This is a genomic window from Pseudomonas sp. LTJR-52, from assembly GCF_003691465.1.
Classification (GTDB): domain Bacteria; phylum Pseudomonadota; class Gammaproteobacteria; order Pseudomonadales; family Pseudomonadaceae; genus Chryseomonas; species Chryseomonas luteola.
Genome location: NZ_CP033105.1, coordinates 4587113 through 4612523 on the forward strand (window position 1 = coordinate 4587113; position 25411 = coordinate 4612523).

Sequence of the window (25411 nt, forward strand, 5' to 3'; positions counted from 1 at the left end):
GCCTTATAAGGAAGAAGATGCACCATGGCTACGTATGAACACGTTCCAGTGACAGTACAAAGCCCTGATCCGCTTAAGCCAGACGATACAGGTATTGGTGGCGATGTGGTTGATCCCGCTATGCCAGATGATAGTTTGGATGATGACGATGTAAATCGTCCCTTGTAATCGAATCCTCGAATAGAAGCCCGGTTATATGACCGGGCTTTTTGCTAACAGCGATCAAGATCTTCCCACATCTTTTTCCAGTACGCGTCCGCTTCGCTGTGTCGTGATCTCAAGGCCGTTTCGAGCTGTTTCCGTTCATCCGATTGATGAGGTGCTGCGCATTCGAGATATTGAGTGGCTGCTTCTTGTACCCGTTGCTCAAGTTGATTCCACTCTGTCACAGCTGCCGTCCACGACTTGCCGGTCAGCGCTTTGTACTTTTCGTGCCCATCCATACGGTCGTCCTCAAGGAGATGCATGTTGATAGACACGAGTTTCAAGCATCTATTCCAATCTAATAATGATCTGATTGTTCATTTGTGCGGAATAATTAGCGATTTGAGATAAACTTGGCGTCACTTATCTAAGCTTATGGACTTAGCCGATTGGGCTAGTATCCAGAGCCCATACATAGGGATCAGACTAGAGTGGATATTGCTGAAAGCACTGCAGAGCAATTCCCAATGTCAGTGCTGTCATTTTGAGCGATTTTTCAGTAATTATCTGGGTGCTCAAAGCCGCAGACATGGGCACAATCTGTTCAGCCTGCCGCCTATTCAAAACGGAGCGCGCTATTCTCACGTTCTGTTCCTTTCTCCACACGTCATAGTGCCTTTAAATGCATGTAAGGTTTCCTGAAAAAAGGCTTTTTTCTGTGTCTCCTATAGCTCAATCCAGCGTCTAGTTAATGAGCAAAGCCTTCATCCGCAAGGCGGCGTTTGGGTTTCGACCGGTAACACGATTAGTTGAAACATGAACGCCGTATCGTCAGGACCGTTGGGCCTGCTCTACAAGACTTAGGGGAACCCCTCCGTGATTAGCGGTTCTAGTCTTAAGTGGTAGTGCTTTATAGGTAGAGGAGAGCCAGTCTATGAAGGCAATCCGTATGTTGGCGGCAACCGTGGCCCTTGGTGTAACAAGTGGTCTTGCATGGGCTGATCTGCCTCCTGTGATCACGATGGGCCCCGGCTTCAAGATCGTGGTGAATGGTGCAGAAGTGCCGGTCTTCGGCTTTGACCGTTGCCCGCAGGCCGCTCTGGATCCACAGAACACCTTCCATATCCCTGGCGAGCAGGCCAAGGCCTGTACCGTCATTCCCAGTTACCAGAGTGAAGTCAAAGTCCGCATGATGCTGCGCTCCGGTCCGGTCGTGGAAACCTGGGGGGTCATGCGTTATGGCAACATGCTGGGCTTTCGCCGGCCCGACGGCGATCTCGTCGTTCCGGCGACCTGACCGTTAAGCTGAGGTGATTCCCGGCAGCACATGGCTGCCGGGCAGGAGTTAGCCGATCAGTTCGGCAAACGCCTTGTCGGCTTCAAGCACGTCGGGTAAGGCAGCAAACAGCTTGTCTGTATCTAGTCCGTTGAACAGGGGCCCGGTCAGATGTTGTTGCGCCTCAGGCGTGGCACCATGGGCTTCGTAGACATCGCTGATCGCTACTGCTTGCGCCACAATGCGTGGGTAATTGTCCGCCTCGACAGGTGCCTGGGTGGGACGACCTTGATAAGCGATCGCTTGTTGAATGACCCTGGGTAATTGCCAACGCTTTGCCAGCTCTGCCCCTACTTCTAGATAGCCAAAGCCCAATTGCACGGTCTCATCCGCTGCTCGTCCCGTAGCGTCCTTTTTAAGGTGCTTGTTCAGTTTGGCTGCGTAATCAGGCGCACCCGCTTGAATCAGCAGTTCACCAATATTATGGATCATGTCACAGGTAAAGACCGTGTCCGGGTCCTTGCCCAGCTGCTTTGCCAGAAGTCAGCAAACGCTGGCTACCCGAAAACTGTGAGTCCAGGACGTTTTCAGGTTGTAACCTGAGTCGCCTTGAATGCGCCTGTCATGGCGATGCCAGAGCCAGCGTACGAAGCGTGTTGAAGCCTAGGCGCATGGTGGCATCTTCGATACTGGTCGAATCACGAGCATCCTTTGAACCGGACGGAGTTAGCGAGGCGTAGTACCTTGGCGGCAATGACGGGATCCCGCTCTACATTACGAGCAACACTGTCCGGGCTGGAGGACGGGTTATCGAATTGCTGGATGAGATCCTATGCGACCTTGGGCACGCTGGGCAGATTGTGAATCTCATTGAACAGGGTGTCGATATTAATAAAGGCTCCTTGATGCCTGAACGGTATATTCCAAAGCATAGAAAAGCTTTGCCAAGTCGCTAGTGGTCAGACGTCGGCTCGCTGGAGCAGGAGACGTGTAATAGTCCAGTAAAGTGCGGATCCTTATCTTCAATCCCCGCTGCAATAACCCTAAGCGCTCAGCCAGCCTGAACAAAGTGGCCATAGACTTGCCCAACAAAAAGGGCACCCACTGCACAGGAGAAGACTGATGGTTGAATTCCAAAAGGCACCGGACGACCCGGAAATCGATCCAATCCCTTCATCACAGGATGAGCCAATCGGTGATGATCAGCGTGAGCATGCCCCCGATGAGCGTCTTCCTCAAAAGAATCCGACTGACCCGGAGTACAGCTGATGGACAACGATCCTCATCGTCATTTCGATGACGGTGTTCCAGACGAGACTCACCCGGACGAGATGCCTGCGGAAGATGACAATACGCCGCCGGTAGACCCTGTGGGAACCTGTATTTAAGGATAAGAGCCAGGTTCAGAGGCCTTTCGCAAGGCGCCTGAACCGGGCCAGCGTTAGCGGTTAACGCTGTGTCAGCGTCGCAGTGTTACCCGTACCGCTCTGGGTAATGGTCGCTATATCGCCCTGAGAAGATTGGGTTACGTTCATGCTGTTGGCTGAGCCATTCTGAGAGAGAATGGCCGAATAGCCTACGCCGGTTTGCGTAGCCGTAATCGTGTTGGCATCACCCGACTGTGATACATACAGTTCGTTGTCATCGCCTGTCTGAGTAAAGTACAACTCGTTGCCTGTTCCTTCCTGCAGAGCGGACAAGACATTGCGATCACCTTCTTGACCCGGGTCGTAAATAGTTTCACCGTTGCCACGAACTAAATTGCTAGTACCAGTTTGAGTAACACTCAGGACATTGAACGAGCCTTCTTGCCGTACGTTTGTTGTATTCAGATCGCCCGATTGATCTACACGAGCGATCATTCCGGTTGCCCTGCCGTTACCCCAAACACTGTCTTGCGTTACATCTGCCGTATTGCTATTTCCTTCCTGATTAATGGTTGCCGTAGCGTTATCAGCCAGCTGAGCGATGTGAGCATCGTTGTTATTGCCGTACTGGTAAATCGAGGCTGTCAGATAATCAGCAGAATATTGAAAAATGTCGCCAGTGTTGCCACTGCCCTCTTGAACAGTAGCCTGGGTGCTGTAATCAGCGCTGTACTGTTCGTTGGTCGAGTTGTTGTTATCGCCACTCTGCCGAGTAAAGGCGTTGCCGTAAGAGGACAAGGTTTGAAAGATACCTGCGTTATTTCCAGAACCGGTTTGTTCAATTAAAGCCGTATTCTGATCCGCCTTACCATAGAACCCATAACCACGATGCTCGTAGTCACTCTGAGTGATATAGGCGGCATTATCATTACCAGACTGGTATACTTGGCCAATGTTTAAACTGCCGCCTTCCTGGATAAATTGTGTCCTGTTGCCAACGCCCTCTTGGTAAACCGTGCCGCTGTTTTCAGTACCGGACTGCTCAATGAATCCGTAACCGTTTTGTCCTGTCTGCGTTTGCGTAAAGTTATTGGACGTACCGCTCTGTTCGATCGTGGAGGTGTTGTTTTCGCCGTCCTGATTCAGGTCTACCGTGTTGTTTTCTGCATGAGCATGCAAGGTGAGGGTAGCCAGTACGGCAAGGGCGAGGGGTTTGAGCGCAGGCATTGAAAAATCTCCCTATATCAAAGTTATGAGACCGCTGAAATCGTTATCAACTGATGACGGCTCACCCACAACTGCATAGGCGTCTGGCCTGCGGGTATCTATCAGCAAATGGCTTGGAGCCATGTAAAAGCGCATCAGAACGGGCAGGCAAGAATTCTGGTCTTCCCTAACCAACACTCAAATGAGTCAACATGGCACCCAACCGGTGCGTAAAGCAGCTTGAGTATAGAAAGCGTTTCAGAAGGGTGCTAACGAAGTGGCAGTTAATTTTTGTTATGTTTGTAGAGAAAGATTGATGCTTATGGAATCGGCAATTGACAACAAGCGGAGCGCACTCAGCCGATCATGTGCTTTTCGATTAGCTGCCTTACGTTTCAGAACCTTTGATCTGTTGTGGCAGACAGCGAAGACGGAGCCAAAGCAAGGGCTTTGCCAGCGCTAGTGTGAGCATAGGGCCTAACGGTAAGTTGAAATAGGAGAGGCCGGTCAGTTTGATAAACGTACCCGCAGGTCACCGCTTCATGGGATAGCTCGGCGGGGGAATCCGGGTATTTTGTCAAAATCAGAAAGTCTTCTTAAAAGTTTCCTTAGCTGAAGTTTCCAGTTGCTCTAGATATCTAAGCCTAAGTTGCTGTATCAGCAAAATAATAATCAGAAATACAATTTAGCCATTAAAAAGCAGCGGCTTGATGATTTTTTATAGCGCTTGGTCAATGGTTAGGGATTTTATTCTAACCACGAAAATGAGAAAATATAGAGTAAATTACACTTAAGAGAAATAGCCAAGCAAATAATTTTAATTTTTAATCTTGGCGTGACCAGGCCAATACAACATTATAATAGTCACCGCATTAAATTTTGATGCGTGCTCATTTCTATTTGTTAAAGATAAAAGCTGAAGAGAGGCTTCAGCTTTTATTTCATTTTTAGAAAGCACAGCCAGTATTACAATATTGAAATTAATGACCGCGATTTTTACATTCCATTGAGGAGCTTACGATGGACAAACAGGCTACCTGTGCAGCGCCCTCTGTATTAGCATGACACCAATCCATACCTGTTATTGCTGTAGAGTCACGTAAGGTCTCGCGTACATCCTTAATAGGAGACCCATCAGGATCATGGTTGAGCGCCGCATCAAAAGGAGCTTCAGAATCATCAATAGCAACTACAACAGAAGCCTCAAGTGCTCCACAGTCTCTTAATCCTTTTTCTATTCTTTGCTGCTCATCAGAGCTTATAGCATCCCACTGAGCTTTATTGACTTTTACAGTAATCATGATTTTCACTCAAAATTGAATTTATATGGATAAGATCTGAAGCGGATTTTGAATATCAGGCCCTATTCAATAAATATAGCAGATATTCCCATGAATATTATTTATATTTATGATAATTGTTAAATCAGGTAAATACCTATATTTGCTCCTGATATTTCAGAAACCATTATTTATTCATGAACTTAGCGATCATAGCTTGCGCTTGGATTTGGGGATACGAAATTTGTTGCTACCCTTGCCCATATTCATTCGTACCATTTATCAGGATATTCCTAGTAAAAATTGTATTCGTAGCCTGGTATAGAAGTCGCAGCAACGTATAGGCCTTTAAAAGGCAATCATCGATTGGGTTTCACCTTTGCAGTCCATTGTTTTCAAAGATATATGCGCTGAGCTTGTCGTATACTCGTCATAACGGACAGCTTGCTTGAGAGCTGCCCGAGTGCCTGAAGCTACCCTTTGCCAGGCGAAGGCAGCAGGCGCAGCAGACGACCAATCAAGCCCCAGCGCCTGGTGACATAGACGTGCTTGGTACGCGTCCTGATGGCGGCATATATACAATCGGCGGCTTTTTCAGACGTGGCCACCCAGAAGGGTTTATCAGCTTTCAACATGTCGGTGTCGACAAAGCCGGGACACGCCTCGGTTACTGTCACAGGCAGTTTATGGTGATGTGCCAAGTCGCGCAGGCCATCCAGGTATGTCGAGACGAAGGCCTTCGAGGCGCAATAGGCGGTAGCGCCCCCATTGGCACGGAGCTTGGCAATGGATGAAATTCTTACCAGGTGACCCTGTCCCTGCGCTATGAAATGCTTCATGGCTATTTGGGCCGTGGCCGCAAAGCCCAGTGCATTGACAGCGATAGTTTCTTCATCGAGCTGCCAAGTCAGGTCCGGATTGACATGGCCTGTCCCCGCACTGATGACTACCAGCTCAACGTGACCTACCTGCTGGATAAAGCCTTTCAGAGTTATCCGGGCTTCGTCTATTTCCATCAGGTCCAGTGGGCAAATGATGGCGTGATCACCTAGTTCCTGAGCGAGCGCTTGAAGGCGTTCAGCTCTTCGCGCAGCCAAACCGACCCGCCAGCCTTCTGTTACCAAACGGCGCGCCAGCGCCTCACCCATTCCAGAGGAGGCGCCTATAACGATGGCGCCAGGGCGATACGCAGGTGGTTTTACTTCCATTTTAGGTAATCCTTGGATAGTGCTTTGGAAAAGCCTAGCACTGCATCCTGTGTCTGGCTGAACAGGTATGAGATATAGGGATCATGCGGTTTCTGACGAAAATGTCATCGCAATGACCCGTTTCTGACCGTGTGGCTTGGTTAGGGTATATCGATCCAACCAAGGAGCCCTGTCATGGACAGAATCGTTACATTCACATTGCTCATGCTGGCAGTCGTAAACGCAGACGCCGCCTTACCCAAACAGGCGGAGCTGGACTTGGTCACAGCCCGTCGCTTGCTGGACGCTGCGGCCTGTCATGCTGCAATGGCAGCGCTTGATCGCGGCGGGAACCCTATTCTTATTCAGCGCGATACCCGGGTGGGCCCTCATAACGCAGACGCTGCCCGCCGCAAAGCCTATACCGCACTGTCTACCAAGACAGCGACACGCCAGCTGGCCGAGAAGGCCCGCCAGAATCCGGAGGCTGCCAACCTCAATACCTTGCCTGAGCTACTGCTGCTTGGAGGCGGTGTGCCCTTATATGAGGGCGACGCGCTGGTAGGCGCTTTTGGCGTAGCGGGTGCTGGCGGCGCTGCCCAGGATGAGCAATGTGCGACCGAGGCTGCCTCGGCGATAGGTTTGAAAACTACCCCTTGAAGGAGAACCACCATGAAGACTTTGATACTGGCACTGGGTATGACGGTAATGTCCGGCATGGCTGTCGCTGCCAATAATCCACTTAGCGTACATGTGCTTAACCTTGAGACTGGCGTACCCTCATCCGGTGTAAATGTAACGCTTGAGCGTCACATCGGAGAGACTTGGCAGCCGCTGGCCCAGGGCACCACCAACGAGCAAGGCCGCATCGCGGAGCTTTACCCCAGCAATACACTTCTGCAAACAGGTGAATATCGAGTTGTTTTCAAAACCGGCGACTATTACAAGAAAACCGGCCACGAAACCTTTTTTCCTGAAATCCCTGTGATCTTTGAAGTCAAACAAACGGATCAGCACTATCACATCCCACTGCTGCTCAGCCCTTATGGTTTCAGCACCTATCGGGGTTCATAGGGCGTCAGTCAACGAGTCCTGAGAAGATGTTGCCATTGTGTCGGTATCCACTGAATGATACCGACCCTTCACGCTAGTGCTGGCGGAGAAGACGATGCCGTTTTGCTAAACAACGGTACGCCTACTTCTCCAGGCAACCGGGTTGATCGCGTTTGGATTTACTCTGGGATCCAGTGTGGCCCTTGCCGTAACGAAGCGGAGAGGGAAGGCTGAGAGATTTGATCAGGGTACACCAAGGCGTACGTCTAAATCGAAAGCGATTACCGGGGCTTTTTCCTGGCCTGTGACCACTCGGTCCGCTGGCTAGCTCTCTTCCTGCCTCGGCAAAGCGTTGGACTACAGCATCCTCATCAATCTGGCAGAGTGAGCCAATAAAGGTTCCTGATAGAGACCTAGCGGGTTCTGCTAACGCTCCGCCTTGATGGCAGAGCGGATGGCTTCCAGCAGCATCTTGCAGGCGGGATTGTCATTATCTGTACGCCATACCAGATGCAATTCGCTTTGTATGCCGGCGCCCAGATCGATTTCCCTAAAGACCACCTCCTTGAAGACGACATTAGTGGCGCAGCGAGGTACAAACGCCAATCCCATCCCCGCGTTGACCAACGCCAGAATGGTGAGCGATGAGCTTAGCCATTGAATGTATTCCGGCTCGACGCTGGCGGAGCGGAACATACCGGTCAGCAGCTCGTTGAAGGGGGGATAAGCTGAGTGCGAATACATGAGAAAGGGCATCCCATGAAGATCCTGCACGGTTATCGCAGGTGCATGAGCCAAGGGATGGCTGGCGGGTACAGCAAGTACGAACGGCTCACGAACCAGGCATTCGGTTTCATAGCCCGGCTGCAGGAGTGGTGCACGGACGATACCCAGGTCGATACGGCGTGCCCGTAGCGCTTCGTGTTGCTGAAACGTATTCATCTCCGTTAGGGCAACCTTGACGTTGGGCTGACTAAGACGGGCCTCGGCAATAACCTTGGGAAGAAATTCATAAACGGCGCTGCCAACGAAGCTGATGGTAACCGAGCCGATGTCGCCTTCGGCAAAACGTCGCGCGGCAATTGCAGCCTGTTGTGCTCGCTCCAGAAGTGCCTGGGCTTCGATGAAAAAGGCTCTTCCTGCCGCAGTCAGGGCTACGCTGCGCGTATTTCGAGAAAAGAGCTCTACGCCCAGGCTATGCTCAAGTAACTGAATCTGCCGACTTAACGGCGGCTGCGTCATGTTCAGCCGCTCTGCCGCACGGCGAAAGTTGAGTTCTGTGGCCACCGTGGTGAAGCAGCGGAGCTGAGCGAGTTCAAACATTGATCTAATCCCGGTATCAATCAAGACCTTATATAGATTAGACAGTAACAATATCGGCCTCCATTATCGACGCTCTCCTACAAAAACAATGAGCGGGAGTCGCCCATGAGTAATGTCCAGTCTTTCGTGGACTCCACGGTGCTAACCCGTGCAGTCTCCAAGGTGAAGCGGCATGTCTTGCCGTTATTTGTCGTCATGTTCATCGTCAACTACATCGACCGGGTCAATATCGGCTTTGTACGTAGCCATCTCGAGACTGATCTCGGGATTGGTGCCGCTGCCTATGGATTGGGCGCCGGCCTGTTCTTCATTGGCTATGCGCTATTCGAGGTCCCGTCCAACATGCTCTTGCAGCGGTTCGGTGCCAAGGCATGGCTGACGCGCATCATGTTCACCTGGGGTATTGTCGCAACGGCCATGGCGTTCGTACCCAATGAAACCTGGTTCTATATCCTGCGATTCCTGCTTGGCGTTGCCGAGGCGGGGTTCTTCCCTGGGGTGGTTTACTACTTCACCAAATGGCTGCCTGCTGATGAGCGTGGCAAGGCCATGGCAATTTTTCTGAGTGGTTCAGCCATTGCCTCTATCCTCTCCGGTCCGTTGTCTGGCGCCCTGCTGGGAATAACCGGGCTGGGGATGTCCGGCTGGCAATGGATGTTCCTGATTGAGGGCTTGTTCTCGGTCGTACTGTGCGGTTTTGTCTGGTTCTGGCTGGATTCCCTGCCCAAGGATGCCAAATGGCTGAGCTCGGAAGAGCGCAATGCACTGACTGACTGTATCGATGAGGAGCAACGCCAGCGCGAATTGGCAGTAGGCGAGAGCAAGGCTCATCCTTCAGCGTTCAAGCTGTTGCGTGATCCGCAAATCGCGCTGTTCTGCTTTCTGTATTTTTCGATCTCGCTGACGATCTACGGCTGCACTTTCTGGCTGCCAAGCATCATTCGCTCCATGGGCGGGCTGGGCGACTTCGAGGTTGGTCTTTTCAATTCCATTCCTTGGATCATTTCCGTCGTGGCCATGTACCTGTTCGCCAGTCTGGCGTCCCGCTTCAAGTGGCAGCAGGCCTGGGCTTCGTCAGCCTTCATCATTGCAGCCATTGGGCTGTTCGCCTCGACGATGGGGGGTACGGTGTTTGCTTTTCTGGCTATCTGCTTCGCCGCTATCGGCTTCAAGGCAGCGTCATCACTGTTCTGGCCGATCCCCCAGTCTTATCTGGATGCACGTATCTCGGCGGCAGTCATCGCACTGATCAATTCGGTAGGTAGCCTGGGCGGTTTCGTTGCGCCTGCCACGTTTGGCTTTCTGGAGGAACGAACCGGCTCGATTGAGGGCGGCCTCATTGGTCTTGCCACGGTCTCCTTGATTGCCGGCATCCTGGTCTTCATGACCAAGACGAGAAGAGGGCCTAGCGACGGTATCAAAGCCAAGGTGGCTGCTGTGCCTGCTTGAGTAAAGGACGGGCCTGCCGGGCAGCCCCGGAGGCCCTCTCTAGTGTTCAGGAGTTCTATCATGAAGATCAAACACATCCGTGTAACCCCGATTGCCTTCAAGGATGCGCCGCTGCTTAACGCCAGTGGTATCCATGAGCCTTATGCGCTGCGTTCGATCATTGAGGTCGAGAGTGATAACGGTTTTATAGGCTTGGGCGAAAGCTACGGTGATGCACCGGTGCTTAGCGTGCTGCAGGCCATGCAGGAAAGCCTGCTCGGCCTGGATCCTTTCGATCTCAATGGGTTGCGCGCCCAGGTCATCCAGACAGTGGCCCGTCTTCAACCGGGTGCCAATCCCGGAGCAGAGTTGGCGCCGGGCTCACACCCCAGTAAACAGGTGGCAAATGCGTATTCGGCGTTCGAAGTTGCCTTTCTGGACCTACAAGCCCGCTCGATAGGGGTGCCGCTGGTAGATCTTCTGGGCGGCGCCGTACGCCGGGAGGTCCCCTTCAGCGCCTATCTGTTTCTGAAATATGCCGAGCATATTCAGTCACCCTATAAGCCAGACCGGTGGGGCGAGGCGATCAGTCCGGAGCAGGTAGTCGCCCAGGCGCGTACCATGATCGAGGAGAACGGATTCCAAAGCATCAAGCTCAAGGCGGGAACCCTACTGGGCCCCGAGCATGAGGTTGCCTGTATGAAAGCGCTCAAGCAGGCTTTCCCTGGCATACCTCTGCGCATCGATCCAAACGGCAACTGGTCACTCGAGACTTCGATCCGCATGGCGGAGCTGTTGGGCGAGGATCTCCAATACTATGAAGATCCGTGTCCAGGCCTTGATGGAATGGCTGAGCTGCATCGGCGCACAGGCCTTCCACTGGCAACTAACATGGTCGTGACGGATTTTGATGAGTTTCGCCGCAGCATCGCGCTGAACAGCGTACAGATTGTGCTGGCGGACCATCACTATTGGGGTGGCCTGCGTGATACCCAAATCCTTTCCCGTATGTGTGAAACCTTTGGGTTGGGCGTTTCGATGCATTCCAATTCGCACTTGGGCATCAGTCTTATGGCAATGACGCATGTAGCGGCTGCTGTACCCAATCTCTCTTATGCTTGCGACACACATTATCCCTGGCAGGAGGCCGATGAAGAGGTTATCAAAGGTGGCAAGCTACCGATTCGCAATGGGTGCGTTGCGATTACGGACGCACCCGGACTGGGCGTTGAGCTGGATTATGACCAACTGGCCAAACTCAACGACCAATATCTTACCTGCGGTATTCGCCAACGTGATGACGTCCGGCAAATGCAGAAATATGACCCCGACTGGAAAGCATTAAAGCCTCGGTTCTAAAGCAAAAAGTAGTCATAGGCATCTAGAAAACGGCTTGTCATATGTTGCCTTTATTGGTAGCAAAATGGTAGCTCATGACAAGCCGCTCTATCAGGAAGCGATACAGCTTTAATCTTGCTGGCAGCCTGAACTGCCTCCAGCTACGGCCTGTCGACATGCTTAACGACTGGAGGTATGAGCATGACAAGATCGAACCGTCTTTTATGGGGCGCTTTAGCGCTAGGCGTCGTAACAGGTATGCGTAGCATGCTGGCTCCTGCAATGGTCAGTGAGGCGCTTGCCAGGCGTTCGGCTGCTACCAACGCAGACTCCTTGACCCGTACGCTGGTTAAGTCCAGAGCACGCCAGCTCTTGATACCGCTTGCCGCAAGTGAGTTGGTGGGCGACAAACTTCCATTTGCCCCCGATCGGACAATCGCACCGTCAATGATGGTACGGGCGCTGTCAGGAGGTGTGACCGCTGCAGCCCTGGCTGGGGCGCAGCGGCAGCCTGCTTTGGTCCCTGCTTTGATCGGCGCAACCGCTGCCTGCATCTCGGCAAAAATCGCCATTCGCCTGCGCAAGCGTTACGGCAGCTCCGGTGCAGTCATCAACGCAGCCTTGGGGCTCGCCGAAGACAGCTTGGCACTTGCTATTGGTAACGCCGGGTTAAAGCGTGTCTTAAGTAAGGGCTGAGGTTGCTTTTAGCAACACAGGGACAAACCTGCAAAAGGCGAAGGTAAGTCCCTGAATGTATCGGCAACTGAGCGGGACTGGTTACAGCTCTTCAGTCTCGCCCAGCTCCTGGTCAGCTCGTTGGCAACGGCGGAGTACGCGGGGGAATCATGCGGCGCGATCCGGTTGATTCGAAAGCCGCTGCAAAACGCAGCAGGGAGGAATCATCGTAGGCACGTCCGGCAAAGGTCAGGCCTACCGGCATACCGATATCGGCCATGATGCCCATGGGCACTGTTACGGTAGGTACGCCCAAGTGACGAATCGCAAGGTTGCCATTGGCGACCCAGACGCCATTGCTCCAGGCGATATCGGCCGACTCGGGATTCACGTCAGCATCGGCTGGCGCTACGTCTGCAACGGTCGGGAAGATGACGGCATCCAATCCCAACTGGGTCATCCAGTCTTCCAGATCGATCCGGCGCGTCTTTTCAAGCCCTTTCAGCCCCTCAGGTAACGTGGCGATCTTGTCCCATGGCGTGATGCCGCGCTCGGCCATGTTCACATACTCGTCCATACCGGCCGCAAGGTCACCCTCCCGGTTGGGTAAAGTGCCCGGGTCATGGGGAAAGATTTGCGGGCCATCGACGTCCACCAGACGGTTCAGTTTGGGATCCCCATTGGCCTGAAGAAAATCATCGAACGCCCAGGCCGTCAGCTCCCACAGTTCGTCATGAAGAAACTCTTTCGAGACCAGTCCACGGTTGTATACCGTTGGCGCGCCGGGACGGTCGCCTTCGCAATTGGAAACCATCGGGAAGTCAACCTCGACCACTTCGGCACCCGCGGCCTCAAGGGCTTGTCGAGCCTGCTCCCACAGTGCGATGACTGAAGGTCGGGTATGGATCCGTTGCCCAGTCGGACCGCCGATACCTGGGTTTTCACTGGTCCCTGCCTCGGGGTCTGCATTTATGTACATGCGTGGAACACCAAATCGCTTGCCAGCAAGGGCATCAGGTTTTGCGGCAAGCTCCCTATACGTGGCGGGCCGCACCGAAGAGGCGCTCGGGATTGGTACCCAGGGCTGCATCCGCCATAGATCGCCGCGTGTTTCCGGGTCATCCGCCACGATCACATCCAGCACTTCCAGCAGGTCTTCCATGGTTCTGGCAAAGGGCACGACTACATCCATCGTCGGGGTCAGCGGCCAGTTCCCGCGTACCGAGATTACCCCCCGTGAAGGGGTATAGGCGCACAAACTATTATTCGAAGCAGGGCCTCGTCCGCTCGACCATGTTTCTTCTGCAAGGCCGAACGCGGCAAAGCTTGCTGCGGTAGCTGTACCTGCACCGTTGGAGGAGCCAGAGGCGAAAGGTGCGGTCAGGTAAGCACCGTTATATGGACTTTCCGCGCGACCATAAACGCCGCGCTGCATACCACCATTCGCCATGGGGGGCATATTGGTCTTGCCCAGGCAGATCGCACCTGCCGCCCGCAGACGCTCGATCGTGAACGCATCGCGGTACGCCACCAGATCCTTGAAGGCAGGGCTGCCCGAGGCGGCAGTCAGCCCTTTCACCAGATAACTGTCTTTTGCCGTATAGGGGATCCCATCCAATGGACCAAGTGTTTCCCCTCGGGCGCGACGGGCATCGGATGCTTCCGCTTCCTTGAGGGCATCAGGGTTACTGACCACGACAGCATTCAGGGCCGTGGGCGTATCAAGACCATCATAGGCTTCGATCCGGGCAAGGTAGGCCTGAACCAGCTCAACTGCTGTGGTACGGCCTGACTCAAGCGCCTCACGTAGCGCGGCAATGGAAACCTCGGTTACTTCAATCATGCTGCCACCACTGGATGCGTAAAGGTGATGTGAGAGTGGTAATCCAGAGGCTTGGTGTTTTTCCTCTGGGTATGAGGCTCAAGAACATCATGTAGGTTGGAGTCAATTCTCATAAGGATCCTGGTCAAATAACAGATACGGCAGACGCTGGAACCAGAAGCTTCTGCTCGCACACGTGTTTGGTCGCTCTGCGCACACCGAGTGGCTGATAGGTGACAAGTGTATCAAGTCAACCGAGGAGGAGCCTCCTGGTCGATAGGCGCCAGTGCAATGATCTGAAACAAGCACACCGCTTCGCCCGTTTAAAAGGGTAAGAGCCTAATCTCACGCAGGACAGTTTGCAGCGACCCTGTAGCTCTGCCAGCTATAGGCGGAAGTATCGCTGGATAGCATCTATCAGCAGCTCTACGGCTTCATTGCTTTCCCTGGCCGGTGGGCGGACCAGTACCACTTCGTGGTCAGGCATGATGGGTAAGTCCTCGCGTATAACCATTCTTTCGGTTACCCGTGCACGATCCATGAGCGTAACGGCAAGCCCGGCCTCGACACAGGCCCTTATCGCCTGGCTGGAGGCACTGTCCAACACTACCCGCCATGGCTTTCCTGCCGTTGTGAGGGTGCTTATCATGGCTTCGCGGTAAGGGCAATCCGCTGCGTAAAGCGCCAGTGGTACAGGATCGTTCAACGTGGCGGGTAGCACTGCGCTTCCTACCCAGACCGGAGTCGTGGAGGTGAGTACCAGTGCGTCGGAGCCAGCCGCGCGAGGTTGGGTCAGCAATGCCAGATCAAGCTTTCCCTGCTGGAGATGATCGCGTAGCGTAAGACTCGGTGCGGTGGTTACCTCCAGCACTACATTTGGCCAGGAGGCTGTGAAAATGGGCAGGATGTCACCAATGACATGGGCGGCATATTCATCAGGCATACCCAGCTGAACACATCCAATCACGTGCGGACCATGTAACTCGCCCATGACCCTATCATGGGTTCGGAGCAGCTCGGCGGCAGACATGAGCAGTCGCTGCCCAAGCGCTGTCAGGGATACCGACTGGTTATCACGCTCAAGCAGGCGCCCTCCAGCAATGGTCTCCAGCCGCTGAATATGCACGCTGATAGCCGCAGGGCTTTTATGAAGATGCTCGGCCGCCAGCCTGAATTTTCCCATCCGAGCTACGGTATCGAAGGTTCTAAGCAGCTCGATATCAAGGGTTGCATTCATTATTTAATATTTGTAAACCAGTAAGTAATAAAGTTTTGATTTATTAGATTAGCTGGTTTTCGTAAGGTCGGGTGATGAATCAGACCACTCGAACGACCCGACCCCTTATCAGCGCTCTCTCAGGCGTTCTATTTCTCAGCAGAGCGCCTTTACTCCTGCTTGAGACAATGATGGTCATTACGTGGAGTTCGGGCTTTGTGGGTGCCCGTTTTTCAATCGATTACGCACCGGCGCTGCTGGTCGTGTTCTGGCGGTGTGTAGTGGTCACGCTTTTCCTGTTGCCGTTCGTGATCAAGACGCTTCGATGTATTCACCCCGTCGTGCTCTTGCAGCATGCAGGTATCGGTCTACTGGCCATGGCGGGTTATCTGGTCGGTGTTGTCCAGGGCATTGCCCTGGGGGTTCCGACAGGTCTGGCTGCATTGTTTGCCGATCTGCTGCCTATCGGTACGGCACTGCTTGGCGTTACCGTTCTGGGTCAACGGCTCTCGGGCAAGGTATGGCTGGGGCTGGCCATTGGCCTTGGCGGAGTGCTATTGGTTACCTATGACGCCCTGGCGTGGGGGGATGCGCCCTTATGGGCGTATGGGCTGCCCATATTCGGCATGCTGTCCCTCGCGGTGGCTACGTTATGGCAGAAGCATTGCAGGCTTTCTCATCCACTTGGGTTGCTGACAACGCTGTGGCTGCAGTGTGCGGTATCTGCAGTGGTATTCGCTGTGCTTGCAGGCTGGCAGGGTAGCCTCTGGCCCATTCCAACAGCAGGTTTTGCAGTGAGTGTCTTTTGGACCGCGGCAATTTCCACCCTTGGTGGCTATGGTCTGTATTGGGTGTGCCTACGGCGCTCATCACCCACACGGGTAGCCAGCGTACTCTACCTGAGCCCGGCGGTTACGCTGATATGGGCGTGGATAATGTTCGGCGAGCCGCTCTCGTGGCTTATGTTGGTAGGTGCCGCTGTTTCCGCAGGAGGAGTCCTGTTGGTCGTCCGAGCGGACAAATCGTAAGGCGGCCTCACGACTCGATCATGGTACGAATGCGTGTAGCCATTATGTCCATGGCGAAAGGCTTGGTTAACACCGCCGCTCCATTTGCCCTTCGCTCAGCCGGCATGGACAGTCCAGTGTTGGCGGTCGGTCTGTTCTGCAGGAAACACAACGGTGGGCCATGGCAAACCTGTCGTCACCGTTGTCAGTCGACGCGTTAGCGGCTATGCAGGTATGAGTTCCCGACATTTTGCGCGATTGTTTTCAGCTGAAATCGGTGAAACGCCTGCGGTATGGGTAGAGCGTGCGCGCATAAGCGCTGCTCGTTTGCTTTTGGAAGAGCAGGGCGATGTGCCCAAACAAGTCGCTACCAAGGTCGGCTTTGCCAGCACCGATACGTTGCGCCGAGCCTTCATGAAACACGTGGGCATTACTCCAGCCGAATACCGTAAACGCTTTCATGCATGAGGGGCTTAATGCATAAGACATAAAGCCGCTACCGCACTACAGTTACATTCACATGCTCGGTCTGCCCGGAATCATCCAGTACGCTGATCTCGTAAGCTCCCGGCCTGGGAAACGTGTAACTCAATTGTTCCGATTGCTCTGCCACCGGTTCGCCGTTGACGAACCACCAGCGTGCACCTTCTCCACCCTGCGCGGTTACGGTGATGGAAACGGGCTCGGATTGTCCGGCAGGCGCCTGTAATCGTGCACCATCACGTAGCCCAGTAATTTGTAATGGACTGGCTGCAGTGCCAAGGGTAGGCGCACAGCTTGAATCGGTTGATGGCAGACGGGACGTGCGGCGCTCGCGCGCGGCCATCCAAGGTTCGAGGGACGCAGGCCAAGCCAGGAAACGTACCGGGCGTGCGCCAGAACATGATGGCGCCACCTGCTTGCCTGCCTCATTGACCCAATAGGTCTCATCCAGCCCCTGACCCAAGGGTTGGTCAGGGGCCTGCATTGTGGGAGGCGTTTGTTTGTCCAGCGTAAAAGCCCAACGCCGGACTCGACAGTTTTCATCACTGGTCGGAAGCGGTTGTCCTCCAGGCCAACAGATGGATTCTACCCCGACGCTTGCAGGTCTGGTCTGTATGGGAGAGAGACGTCCTCGCTGAGTATCTCGATTGAGCAATATATCGTTGACCTGAAACAGCAGCGGGGCGGCTGAAGCAAGGCCGAACTGACCGGCTACCGGTGTGCCGTCAGGGCGACCAATCCAGACGCCGATCATATAGCCAGGTGTGAGGCCGATTGACCACGCGTCACGAAAGCCATAGCTGGTACCCGTCTTATAAGCCAGGGCGGGAGGTAGCTGGGTTTCATCCAATAGCGGATCGGCGCGGTCGGCTAGCATACGGCGCACAATCCAAGCCGCACCGGGTGATAGTAACCGTCGCTCTATCAATGGATCTTCTGGGCGAAACCGCAGGCGAGCTACCTTTCCCTCTCGGGCAAATGCACTATAGCCACTTACGAGGTCTTCCAGCCGTGCGCCGACACCACCCAATATCAACGACAGATTAGGCTCAGCCTCGCGAGGATAGAAAAGAGGAACCCCTGCGCTACGGAGCTCACCGGAAAAACGTTTGGAGCCATAGGCTTCGAGTAATTGCACCGCAGGGAGATTAAGCGACCGATGTAATGCCTCGCTGGCAGAGACGGGGCCACTGAAGCCTGAAGAGAAATTCCCGGGCCGGTAATCGCCAAAGCGTCGCGGGACATCCTGTAGCAGGGATTCCGAATGGATCAGGCCTGCATCCAACGCCTGGGCATACAGAAATGGTTTGAGCGTGGAGCCGGGTGATCGTATGGCTGAAACCATGTCGACATGGCCAAATCGACGATCATCCGAAATATCGACAGAGCCCAGGTATGCCTTTACCGCCATGCTCTTGACATCGACCACAATGATTGCAGCTGAGGTACGCTCCGGTAGACGGGCCCGCCAATCAAGGAGTAGCGACTCAAGGCGCCGCTGCAAGGAAATGTCGATAGTCGTATGGATCGCTGGTGACTCTCCTGGCGTATTCAGACGACGAGCCAGCAACGGTGCCTGGTCGGGCGACTGTCGTGGCGCCAGCCACACAGGTTCTTCCATCGCCTCTTTTACCGCTTTGGCAGGCCATACCCCTTCGCTGTCCAGTCGAGCGAGCACTTTGTCTCGCGCCGCCTGTGCTCGTTCGGGAAAGCGATCCGGCCTCAAACGACTTGGCGCTTGTGGCAATACCGCAAGTAGTGCTGCTTCGGCACGTGTAAGGTTGACAGGTGACTTGCCAAGATAGGTCCAGCTGGCGGCGGCGACCCCTTCTAATGTGCCGCCGAAGGGTGCACGGTTGAGGTACAGCGTGAGGATTTCCCGTTTGGACAGGTGCCACTCAAGCTGAGCGGTCCGAAACAGCTGGCGAAGTTTTCCGGCGAAAGTCCGCGAATGTGGTTCCAGCAAGCGGGCAACCTGCATCGATAGCGTACTACCCCCCGAGACGACCCGTCCGCTTGAGAGATTCAGCCAGGCGGCACGTGCGAGCGCAGCCGGATTGATGCCGGGGTGCTGATAGAACCAACGGTCTTCATACGCCAGTAACGCGTCGAGGTAGTAGGGCGAAACGGTATCTGGCTTAGCGGGATAGCGCCAGATACCTTGCCCATCAGCGAACCGGTAGAGCGGCTCGCCGTCTTCGGCCAGAATGACATGGGCAAGCCCATCGTCAGGTACAGGTAGCGGCCAAAGCTGGTCAGCCAGCCATAACATTGCAGCAAGCACTGAAAAAAGGCTCAGCGCGAGACGAGACCAGTACTTTGCGGCGTGCAGGCCTTTTTTCATGGCTACACAACTCGGGAGGTCTGCCGCTTAACGCGGCAGAACAACCAGTTGATCAGGGGTAGCACCCAGCGCTTGCCAGGCAGGGCGATACATGGACTCCACCTGGGGTGGCGGCACGAGGTAGCGTCCTGGTGTAACGGCCCGCGCCAGGTATACCAGATGCGTGGTGCCATAGCCGTTGACATCTACGGCGGCAACATAACGATCATCTCGGTACTCCTGATGCTTGAGCGTACCGTTCTGCATCGCCTTTACCCATTCACGAACGTTGCTTCCGGCGTCTTCCAGGCTGGCTGCGCTTTGTGCCAGGTTCTGGTTTTCCAGCTCAAGTCCTGCCGGTAGCAGGTCGACCACCAGCGCATCGGGTACACGTTGATGAGCCCGTACGGCAAGGTGCACAAGCACAAGTTCGCCACTATGGAGTTGAGACAGGTTGACCGGACGGCCATCCATCCCCAGGTAGCTGCGCTCGATGCTCAGGTTTTCGCTGGTAGGCGCCGGCGCCTGCATCCCATAACCGGTCACAGTCATTTGCTGGTACACCACCGCATCACCCGTGTTACGTACCGAAAGCGGTGTATTGAGTTCGGCACCATCGATGTGCTGCGTTACGTCACGGTTATCGGCCAGTTCGCGCGGGACTCCCGCCAGGGTCAATTCGACTTTCCAGGGCTGGGCCGGTTTACTCATGACCGAGCGACCCGCGAGATACAGCCAGTTTCGCTCTTGCGTCGACAACCACCGATGAGTGGACAATTCCTCCGCCAGCGCGAATAGGCGCTGGGTACGTTGGTTTGCCGCCAGGTCATTTTCTTCGAGCAGTGCCAGAATCTGCGCCTCGTCACGCAAGACACTACCGTAGTCATGGAACCAGGCCTTTGAGGCGCGAACCTGTGCAAGTCCGGCCGTCAACGCTTGCATTGCCCGGTCATTATCACCCATGCGCTGCAAGGCAATGGCAAGATGGACCAAGGGCAGGCCGGACGCTGCAGCTTCACGGCGATCAAACAGGCTACGCAGTGCACCAAGCGGTGCCTGTTTGCTGCGTGCCAGTACATAAGCCGCATAAGCCTGAACGGCAAAGCGGTCATGTGTGGCGTTTTCGCTATACCCTACATCGATCTGATTAGGGTCCTGCAGATAGCGCAGCAGCCGTTGTGTTGCCTTGTTCAGAGGTTCGGCGGGTACAGCAAAGCCTCGCTCCCGAGCCCGTAACAGGAAGTCAGTGACATACGCTGTCAGCCAATACTCTTCTGAACTTTCTGCGCTCCAGAGACCGAAGCCGCCCGAGTACCGTTGCATTCCCAGCAGTCGATCGATTCCCACCTCGATCTTGCGGCGGCGGTCGCTCTCCTGCTCACCCTGAATGCCGAGGCGCTTGAGTGACTCGGCGTCCGCATAAAGGGAGGGGTAAAGCCCACTGGTGGTCTGTTCGAGACAGCCGTATGGGTAGGCCTCAAGTGCCTTGATATGCTCGGCCAGATTAAGCGGCGGCTGGCTGGATACTGCCAGCATGGCTTCCCGAGTTTCCGGAGCATAGGCTTCGAGTACCGATGCCGGTAAGCTCCAGGAGGGTGTGCTGCCGTCCAGCGCGACAGAGAATTGGTCACGGCGTGCCGGATAGGCCGGGCGAACACCTAGCGTCCAGTCGCGAGACAGCGACGAGCTACCCTCTGGCATAACCAGCCCCGTGATCCGCACGGTAACCTTGCCTGTTCCGTAACCCCCAAGCGCTTTTACCGGTACCTTGAGTGTTACGCGTTGCCCTTCTTTTAAGGCAAGAGGTTTGTCGACGGTTTCCTGCAAAGCCAGACGTCCTGAGACCTCGGTTTTGACCGTTAGCTGCTGAGCGCGTCCGGAAAGGTTTGTCACGTCCAGAGCCAATGTCGTTTCGTCACCGCTTGCAAGAAAGCGAGGTGCAGCCAACTCAGCTACCAGAGGTGCCGCAACAGTAACCTTGCTTTCACCCGCCCCGAACCGGTCTTCTGTCCAGACCTGAGCCATGACGCGCAGCTCACCGTTGAAATCTTCAACCGGCAGGCTTACCTCGGCATTACCCTCTGCATCGAAGGTTACTGCCTGACTTTGCTCAGAAAGAATTTTTACCTTGGTAGGGGGCCGCTTGCCCCCGGCCGACAGGTCGGCGTCACCACCAAAAGCCAGGGCTGCCAGGCGGCCACGGCCTGCCTCGATCAGCTGGCCATACACATCGAACTGATCGGCCGTGTAGGCCTTACGGCCAAAGAAGGCCGAGAAGGGGTCCGGTGTGGTATATCGAGTGATGCTCAAAACACCGGTATCGACAGCCGACACCAGAACGTGCGCCTGTTGAGGAATCGATCCATCGGCGTTGCGTGCCTGCAGGCGGACCTTTAATGGCTGCCCCGGCTCCATGCGTGCAGGGGTGTTTACCGTCAGGTTCAGGCGGCGGGCTTCACGGTCCAGCGGGAGATGGAGCAGGCCTACCGCACGCTTGGGAGTAACGCCTGTCTTGGCTTCACCTGGGCGTATAACCAGCGCCGTGACATACAGATCATGACGAGACCAGTCCTTGGCGACGGGCACATCAAACGTCTTGCCGCCTTCCGGCACTTCGATAGGCTGCCACCAGAGCGGACCCTCGGCGGACTCCACGAGCAGATAACCATTGCCTGCGGTAGGAGGCGTGACAGTGATGCGAGCCTGATCGCCCGCGGGGTAGGCTGGACGGTCGAGCGAAAGCTTGACCTGGTCAGGCCGTACGCTGCCGTTGTCGGTGTTGTCCTGCCACCGATAGCCTGCCCAGAACCGAACACTGTTTATCAGGCCGGTCTCGGAGTCTTCCACCTCGACCCGGTAAGGACCCCATTCCACAGGAAAACTGACCTTCGCTGAACCGTTTGCCGCAATATCGATCGTCTCTTCAGACATGGTGATGGCTTTTTCGTTGTAACGACTACTCCAGCCTTCATCATCAGAAAAGCCCCAATAATAGTCCCTGCGCTCACGGACCAAACGGACCCGGAGCTGGCTGGCCTGTAGTTTCTTACCCTGCGCGTTGGCCATAACGATCTCAAAGCCCGCCTGGCTATCTGCATCGACCTCCCCGTCATTGAATAGAGGGCGAATTCCGGAAAGGTGTTGAGCGGGCCAGACCGGTTGGACAAGACGACGTGTCACCGGTCTGCCGCCTGACTCCTGCAGGCTGGACTGCAAAATCAATTGCAGGGGCGAGCGCGCTTCGCTCCAACGGGTATCCTGGGAAAGAAGTCCGCGTCCTTTGGTATCCAGCGTCAGGTCATCCAGGTCAAGGTCCTGGCTGAGGTCGGCCTCGGTAATGGAGCCGAACTGATAACCCGGCAGGGTTGCCACGGCTTCGCGAAGTGGTCTGACATACAGCTGGCTGGAGAGGGTATTGCCATTCGCGGGTGCTCCGTACAGGTAGCGGCCGGTCACGCTGACTTCAAATGGTTCATCGGGAGCCAGCGGCGCATCTTCACCCTTGAGCTCAAGCGCCATGCGCTCTGGAAGGAAATCTTCGACGGAAAACTCATACAGTTGAGGCGTAGCCCCGTCTACCTGCATAACCAGTTGCCAGCGGCCGGTGGGTGCTTCTTCGCCCAGTTGCAGTTCATATTGGTAAAGACCATTTGCATCAGGCTTCCAGACGAAGCGACGGCTCGTCTGGTTATCCGGGCGACGAACCTCGACCGGGACCGGGTGTGGTGGCAGCGCATGTCCGTCTCCGTCGCGTAACAGTGCGTTCAGCAGCACGGTCTCGCCGGGTCGATATAGGTCACGAGGCCCGAACACGAAGAACTGTTGAGGCTGTTGCCGTGGGCCATCGATCCTGTATTCAGCCAGATCCAATGCGGGGTTATCCAGTCGCAGCAGGCTGGTTTGCCCGTCATGCTGAGCCAGTAGTACGCGTGCGTTACCGTTGACGGTAAGCTGCGCATGTCCTTGGGCATCGGTCTGGGTTTCAGCCAGAACTGCACTGTCTTTATCCAGTACCCGAATGGCAATCTTGCCCAGTGGCTGTCCGCCATTTAGAGCTTGAGTGAAGACATCGATCCGATCCCTATAGCGATGGGCCGACAGGCCGATATCGCTCAACGTCAGCAGCGTAGTCGACTGTTGATAGTCGTATTTGCCGGCCTGTTGCATCACGGCCAAATAAACGCCGCTTTCCTTGAGGGGCTCTATTCCAGTCAGGGGCAGCAGTACGGTTTCCCGGGTATTCAACTTGGGTGACAGGTTGAATCGGCCGGTATAGACCAGCTCTGCCATTGGCAGTATTTCGCTCGACTCCCAATACCCCATTGTGGCTCGATTACCCCACCTGGCAAGGAAGGCTGGCAGCGCATCGGGCTTGATGCGAAAAAAGTCGACATTGATTTTATCGACGTTCAGGGCAATGACCGGAAGCCCCTCGGCCAGTCGTGTTGGCAGGAGTGAGCCACGACTGGCGAAGCCAACGCTTGGGGTAATGTTTCGCGTGTTGAGTGAAGTGGTGTAAGGGTCATTCAGCGCGTTGCCATTGATGGCTTTGAGGCCCGCATCGATGGTCAGAGTAAGCTCACGCTTGGGCTGCAAATGGCGCAGCCGCAGCTCCATCTGGTTATCCGACAGTTCCCAGGCTCCGTCAACCGGGCCGGCGGTCTTGTCTACCAGATGAAGGTACTGATGAAATGCCTGTTCGCGTTGCAAGGGGACTGAAAACGTAACCGATAATGTGCTGGCACCGTCCAGCTGAATCTCAGAGGCGTCAACCACAGTCAATGCTCGGCCAGCGTATCGCTCGGCTGTCTGGGTAATGTCCTGAGTTTTTGATACCGGTGCCGACTCGGCTGTTTTAGCATCAATAGTCGCAGATACAGACGATCCGGATGATTCAGGCGCGGTCTTGGATGTAGATCCCGTTGGCGCATCCTGAGAGGCGTCGCAGGCGGCAAGCAGGCACAAAATCGCGCTGAGTAATATCCCTTTGAGGCGCATGTTAGTTCCATTAACAGGTCGGGGCGCGGATCATACTCCGACTGACCGTGGCAGGAATACGGTTTGCGCGCCAAGGCTTAACTATTTTTATTTCTGCTTTTCAAAAGATGGTTGTTAGTTGATACGTGCCACTGTGTAAAGCATCGAGGCTACCCGGTGTGAGATATCTGAGGTGCCTAGGTGTTAGGTCCCGGGAAGAAGGGGTTTGGGTCGGTTAAAAAGAGCTGTGGTTGTTTATGCCATTGCCCGAGGATAAAGCCAACCGGTGTTTGCCCTTTCAAGGCGCGCAATGGACGAGCGCTGTTATACGCCCACAGATAATCTTTTATATGCTCCTGCAGCTGTTTAAGCGAGGCATAATGAAAGGCCTTGGTGGTGGCCTGCTTGATCGTCCGGTTCATGCGCTCGACCTGGCCATTGGTCCAGGGATGGAAGGGCTTGGTTAGCCGATGTTCAATACCGTGCCGATAACAGATCACATCGAAAGGATGGGCCCGGTAGCGTTCAGTACCTGTCTTCCTGGCAAATTGAATGCCGTTGTCGGTGAGTACCGTATGCACCTTATAGGGTAACATCTTAAGCGTGGCCTCCAAAAAGTCGACCGCATCTTTGCGCCTCATCTGCGTGTGCAACTCGGCATACACAAACTTCGACGTGCGATCGATCGCCACAAAGAGATAGGCCCGGCCCTCTGCGGTACGCACCTCGGTGATATCGATATGCAGATAGCCTAGCGGATAGCGTTTGAAGGCTTTCTTCTCACGTACCGGCTCAGCTGAGCGCGGGAGGTTGCTGATGCCGTGTCGCTGGTAGAGCCGATGCAGACCCGAGCGCGAAAGCCTGGGTATGAAGCGCTGCAAGGCATGCAGGCAATCGTCCAGAGGCAGCAACGTCTTCTGCCGGAACGCAATCGCAGCGGCCTCTTCAGCCAGAGTCAGGGAGGTCGAATGCGGCTCCCGAGGTCCCATGGGCTGATCTTCAACTGAGTCGCGCTTACGCCACTTGATCACGGTCTTGGGGTTTAAGTTGTAACGCTTACTTAGCGTCGCGATCGAATCCTGCGATCGCTGTAACTCCGCTCGGATGGCGTGCGTGGTCGTGGCGCGTTTGTGTAGAACCTGAGCCATGGATCCTCCTCCGATAGAGGTCTATACCATAAACCCTTTCTCCCTGGGACCAAACACCTAGGTTCTTGAGACGGCTTCTGGAAACCGGCCTCGCTGTCCGAAGAAACGAGGCCGAATGTGTAAGCCACAAGCTAGCGGTATTGTTGATATTCAGCAGC

The 25411-nt window shown here is 54.8% G+C and carries 20 protein-coding genes and 1 pseudogene; 10 read left to right on the forward strand and 11 right to left on the reverse strand.

The genetic code is table 11. The features are described 5' to 3' along the window. Positions 1 to 24: 24 nt before the first annotated feature. Positions 25 to 168: a hypothetical protein gene (locus EAW52_RS26015; RefSeq protein ID WP_162997675.1), complete on the forward strand. Its 144-nt coding sequence runs from the start codon at positions 25 to 27 to the stop codon at positions 166 to 168. A 44-nt stretch (positions 169 to 212) separates the two neighbouring features. On the opposite strand, the gene EAW52_RS21355 is transcribed toward EAW52_RS26015, so the two are convergent. Further along, complete coding sequence (locus tag EAW52_RS21355) at positions 213 to 488, reverse strand: hypothetical protein (protein WP_122043973.1); 276 nt, start codon at positions 486 to 488, stop codon at positions 213 to 215. A gap of 590 nt (positions 489 to 1078) precedes the next feature. Here EAW52_RS21355 and EAW52_RS21360 point away from each other — a divergent pair. After that, complete coding sequence (locus EAW52_RS21360) at positions 1079 to 1441, forward strand: hypothetical protein (protein WP_019364676.1); 363 nt, start codon at positions 1079 to 1081, stop codon at positions 1439 to 1441. A gap of 48 nt (positions 1442 to 1489) precedes the next feature. On the opposite strand, the pseudogene EAW52_RS21365 reads toward EAW52_RS21360, so the two are convergent. Then, positions 1490 to 2352 (reverse strand): annotated as a pseudogene (locus tag EAW52_RS21365) (HDOD domain-containing protein). 190 nt (positions 2353 to 2542) lie between these two features. On the opposite strand from EAW52_RS21365, the gene EAW52_RS26020 reads away from it, so the two are divergent. Beyond that, positions 2543 to 2689: a hypothetical protein gene (locus EAW52_RS26020; RefSeq protein ID WP_162997676.1), complete on the forward strand. Its 147-nt coding sequence runs from the start codon at positions 2543 to 2545 to the stop codon at positions 2687 to 2689. Positions 2690 to 2868: 179 nt separating this feature from the next. Here EAW52_RS26020 and EAW52_RS21370 read toward each other — a convergent pair whose 3' ends face one another. The 3 genes from EAW52_RS21370 to EAW52_RS21375 form a co-directional block, all read right to left on the reverse strand. Next, a complete protein-coding gene (locus EAW52_RS21370; protein WP_122043974.1) occupies positions 2869 to 4014 on the reverse strand; it encodes a hypothetical protein in 1146 nt (381 codons plus the stop codon). A gap of 959 nt (positions 4015 to 4973) precedes the next feature. Beyond that, positions 4974 to 5294 (reverse strand): hypothetical protein, encoded by a 321-nt coding sequence (locus EAW52_RS26025; protein ID WP_162997677.1) that lies wholly within the window; start codon positions 5292 to 5294, stop codon positions 4974 to 4976. A gap of 452 nt (positions 5295 to 5746) precedes the next feature. Beyond that, positions 5747 to 6481 (reverse strand): SDR family oxidoreductase, encoded by a 735-nt coding sequence (locus tag EAW52_RS21375; protein ID WP_122043975.1) that lies wholly within the window; start codon positions 6479 to 6481, stop codon positions 5747 to 5749. 174 nt (positions 6482 to 6655) lie between these two features. Between EAW52_RS21375 and EAW52_RS21380 the strand changes: the two genes are divergently transcribed. After that, a complete protein-coding gene (locus EAW52_RS21380) occupies positions 6656 to 7120 on the forward strand; it encodes a heme-binding protein (RefSeq protein ID WP_122043976.1) in 465 nt (154 codons plus the stop codon). Positions 7121 to 7132: 12 nt separating this feature from the next. Further along, positions 7133 to 7534, forward strand: a complete 402-nt coding sequence (gene uraH, locus EAW52_RS21385) for a hydroxyisourate hydrolase (protein ID WP_122043977.1) — start codon at positions 7133 to 7135, stop codon at positions 7532 to 7534. A 405-nt stretch (positions 7535 to 7939) separates the two neighbouring features. Here uraH and EAW52_RS21390 read toward each other — a convergent pair whose 3' ends face one another. Continuing rightward, entirely contained in the window at positions 7940 to 8836 is an 897-nt protein-coding gene (locus EAW52_RS21390) for a LysR substrate-binding domain-containing protein (protein WP_122043978.1), read from the reverse strand. 105 nt (positions 8837 to 8941) lie between these two features. Here EAW52_RS21390 and EAW52_RS21395 point away from each other — a divergent pair, with 105 nt between their 5' ends. From EAW52_RS21395 to EAW52_RS21405, 3 genes are all read left to right on the forward strand, one after another. Further along, a complete protein-coding gene (locus tag EAW52_RS21395) occupies positions 8942 to 10285 on the forward strand; it encodes an MFS transporter (protein WP_122043979.1) in 1344 nt (447 codons plus the stop codon). Positions 10286 to 10345: 60 nt separating this feature from the next. Beyond that, on the forward strand, positions 10346 to 11623 hold the full coding sequence (locus EAW52_RS21400) for a glucarate dehydratase family protein (protein ID WP_122043980.1): 1278 nt from the start codon (positions 10346 to 10348) through the stop codon (positions 11621 to 11623). Between the two features lie 180 nt (positions 11624 to 11803). Beyond that, positions 11804 to 12298 carry a DUF4126 domain-containing protein gene (locus EAW52_RS21405; RefSeq protein ID WP_162997678.1) on the forward strand — a complete coding sequence of 165 codons (495 nt, stop codon included), beginning with the start codon at positions 11804 to 11806 and terminating at the stop codon, positions 12296 to 12298. Positions 12299 to 12410: 112 nt separating this feature from the next. On the opposite strand, the gene EAW52_RS21410 is transcribed toward EAW52_RS21405, so the two are convergent. Together EAW52_RS21410 and EAW52_RS21415 are read right to left on the reverse strand one after the other, a co-directional pair. Then, entirely contained in the window at positions 12411 to 14120 is a 1710-nt protein-coding gene (locus tag EAW52_RS21410) for an amidase (RefSeq protein WP_122043982.1), read from the reverse strand. Positions 14121 to 14484: 364 nt separating this feature from the next. Beyond that, positions 14485 to 15336: a LysR substrate-binding domain-containing protein gene (locus tag EAW52_RS21415; protein ID WP_122043983.1), complete on the reverse strand. Its 852-nt coding sequence runs from the start codon at positions 15334 to 15336 to the stop codon at positions 14485 to 14487. 155 nt (positions 15337 to 15491) lie between these two features. Here EAW52_RS21415 and EAW52_RS21420 point away from each other — a divergent pair, with 155 nt between their 5' ends. Together EAW52_RS21420 and EAW52_RS21425 are read left to right on the forward strand one after the other, a co-directional pair. Next, complete coding sequence (locus EAW52_RS21420) at positions 15492 to 16343, forward strand: DMT family transporter (RefSeq protein ID WP_122044884.1); 852 nt, start codon at positions 15492 to 15494, stop codon at positions 16341 to 16343. Positions 16344 to 16496: 153 nt separating this feature from the next. Further along, positions 16497 to 16790: a helix-turn-helix domain-containing protein gene (locus EAW52_RS21425; RefSeq protein WP_218567891.1), complete on the forward strand. Its 294-nt coding sequence runs from the start codon at positions 16497 to 16499 to the stop codon at positions 16788 to 16790. Positions 16791 to 16818: 28 nt separating this feature from the next. On the opposite strand, the gene pbpC is transcribed toward EAW52_RS21425, so the two are convergent. The 3 genes from pbpC to EAW52_RS21440 all read right to left on the reverse strand — a co-directional run bounded on the left by pbpC (position 16819) and on the right by EAW52_RS21440 (position 25253). Further along, positions 16819 to 19149 (reverse strand): peptidoglycan glycosyltransferase PbpC, encoded by a 2331-nt coding sequence (gene pbpC / locus EAW52_RS21430; protein WP_122043984.1) that lies wholly within the window; start codon positions 19147 to 19149, stop codon positions 16819 to 16821. A 27-nt stretch (positions 19150 to 19176) separates the two neighbouring features. After that, the gene (locus EAW52_RS21435; RefSeq protein WP_122043985.1) at positions 19177 to 24126 is read right to left on the reverse strand and encodes an alpha-2-macroglobulin; all 4950 of its coding nucleotides are present in this window, start codon (positions 24124 to 24126) and stop codon (positions 19177 to 19179) included. A 176-nt stretch (positions 24127 to 24302) separates the two neighbouring features. Then, entirely contained in the window at positions 24303 to 25253 is a 951-nt protein-coding gene (locus EAW52_RS21440; RefSeq protein ID WP_122043986.1) for an IS481 family transposase, read from the reverse strand. Positions 25254 to 25411 lie beyond the last annotated feature (158 nt).

Coding starts and splice junctions, on each gene's coding strand:
- EAW52_RS26015 (WP_162997675.1), top strand. CDS start 25: ATGGCTACGTATGAACACGTTCCAGTGACAGTACAAAGCCCTGATCCG.
- EAW52_RS21360 (WP_019364676.1), top strand. CDS start 1,079: ATGAAGGCAATCCGTATGTTGGCGGCAACCGTGGCCCTTGGTGTAACA.
- EAW52_RS26020 (WP_162997676.1), top strand. CDS start 2,543: ATGGTTGAATTCCAAAAGGCACCGGACGACCCGGAAATCGATCCAATC.
- EAW52_RS21370 (WP_122043974.1), bottom strand. CDS start 4,014: ATGCCTGCGCTCAAACCCCTCGCCCTTGCCGTACTGGCTACCCTCACC.
- EAW52_RS26025 (WP_162997677.1), bottom strand. CDS start 5,294: ATGATTACTGTAAAAGTCAATAAAGCTCAGTGGGATGCTATAAGCTCT.
- EAW52_RS21375 (WP_122043975.1), bottom strand. CDS start 6,481: ATGGAAGTAAAACCACCTGCGTATCGCCCTGGCGCCATCGTTATAGGC.
- EAW52_RS21380 (WP_122043976.1), top strand. CDS start 6,656: ATGGACAGAATCGTTACATTCACATTGCTCATGCTGGCAGTCGTAAAC.
- uraH (WP_122043977.1), top strand. CDS start 7,133: ATGAAGACTTTGATACTGGCACTGGGTATGACGGTAATGTCCGGCATG.
- EAW52_RS21390 (WP_122043978.1), bottom strand. CDS start 8,836: ATGTTTGAACTCGCTCAGCTCCGCTGCTTCACCACGGTGGCCACAGAA.
- EAW52_RS21395 (WP_122043979.1), top strand. CDS start 8,942: ATGAGTAATGTCCAGTCTTTCGTGGACTCCACGGTGCTAACCCGTGCA.
- EAW52_RS21400 (WP_122043980.1), top strand. CDS start 10,346: ATGAAGATCAAACACATCCGTGTAACCCCGATTGCCTTCAAGGATGCG.
- EAW52_RS21405 (WP_162997678.1), top strand. CDS start 11,804: ATGACAAGATCGAACCGTCTTTTATGGGGCGCTTTAGCGCTAGGCGTC.
- EAW52_RS21410 (WP_122043982.1), bottom strand. CDS start 14,120: ATGATTGAAGTAACCGAGGTTTCCATTGCCGCGCTACGTGAGGCGCTT.
- EAW52_RS21415 (WP_122043983.1), bottom strand. CDS start 15,336: ATGAATGCAACCCTTGATATCGAGCTGCTTAGAACCTTCGATACCGTA.
- pbpC (WP_122043984.1), bottom strand. CDS start 19,149: ATGAAAAAAGGCCTGCACGCCGCAAAGTACTGGTCTCGTCTCGCGCTG.
- EAW52_RS21435 (WP_122043985.1), bottom strand. CDS start 24,126: ATGCGCCTCAAAGGGATATTACTCAGCGCGATTTTGTGCCTGCTTGCC.
- EAW52_RS21440 (WP_122043986.1), bottom strand. CDS start 25,253: ATGGCTCAGGTTCTACACAAACGCGCCACGACCACGCACGCCATCCGA.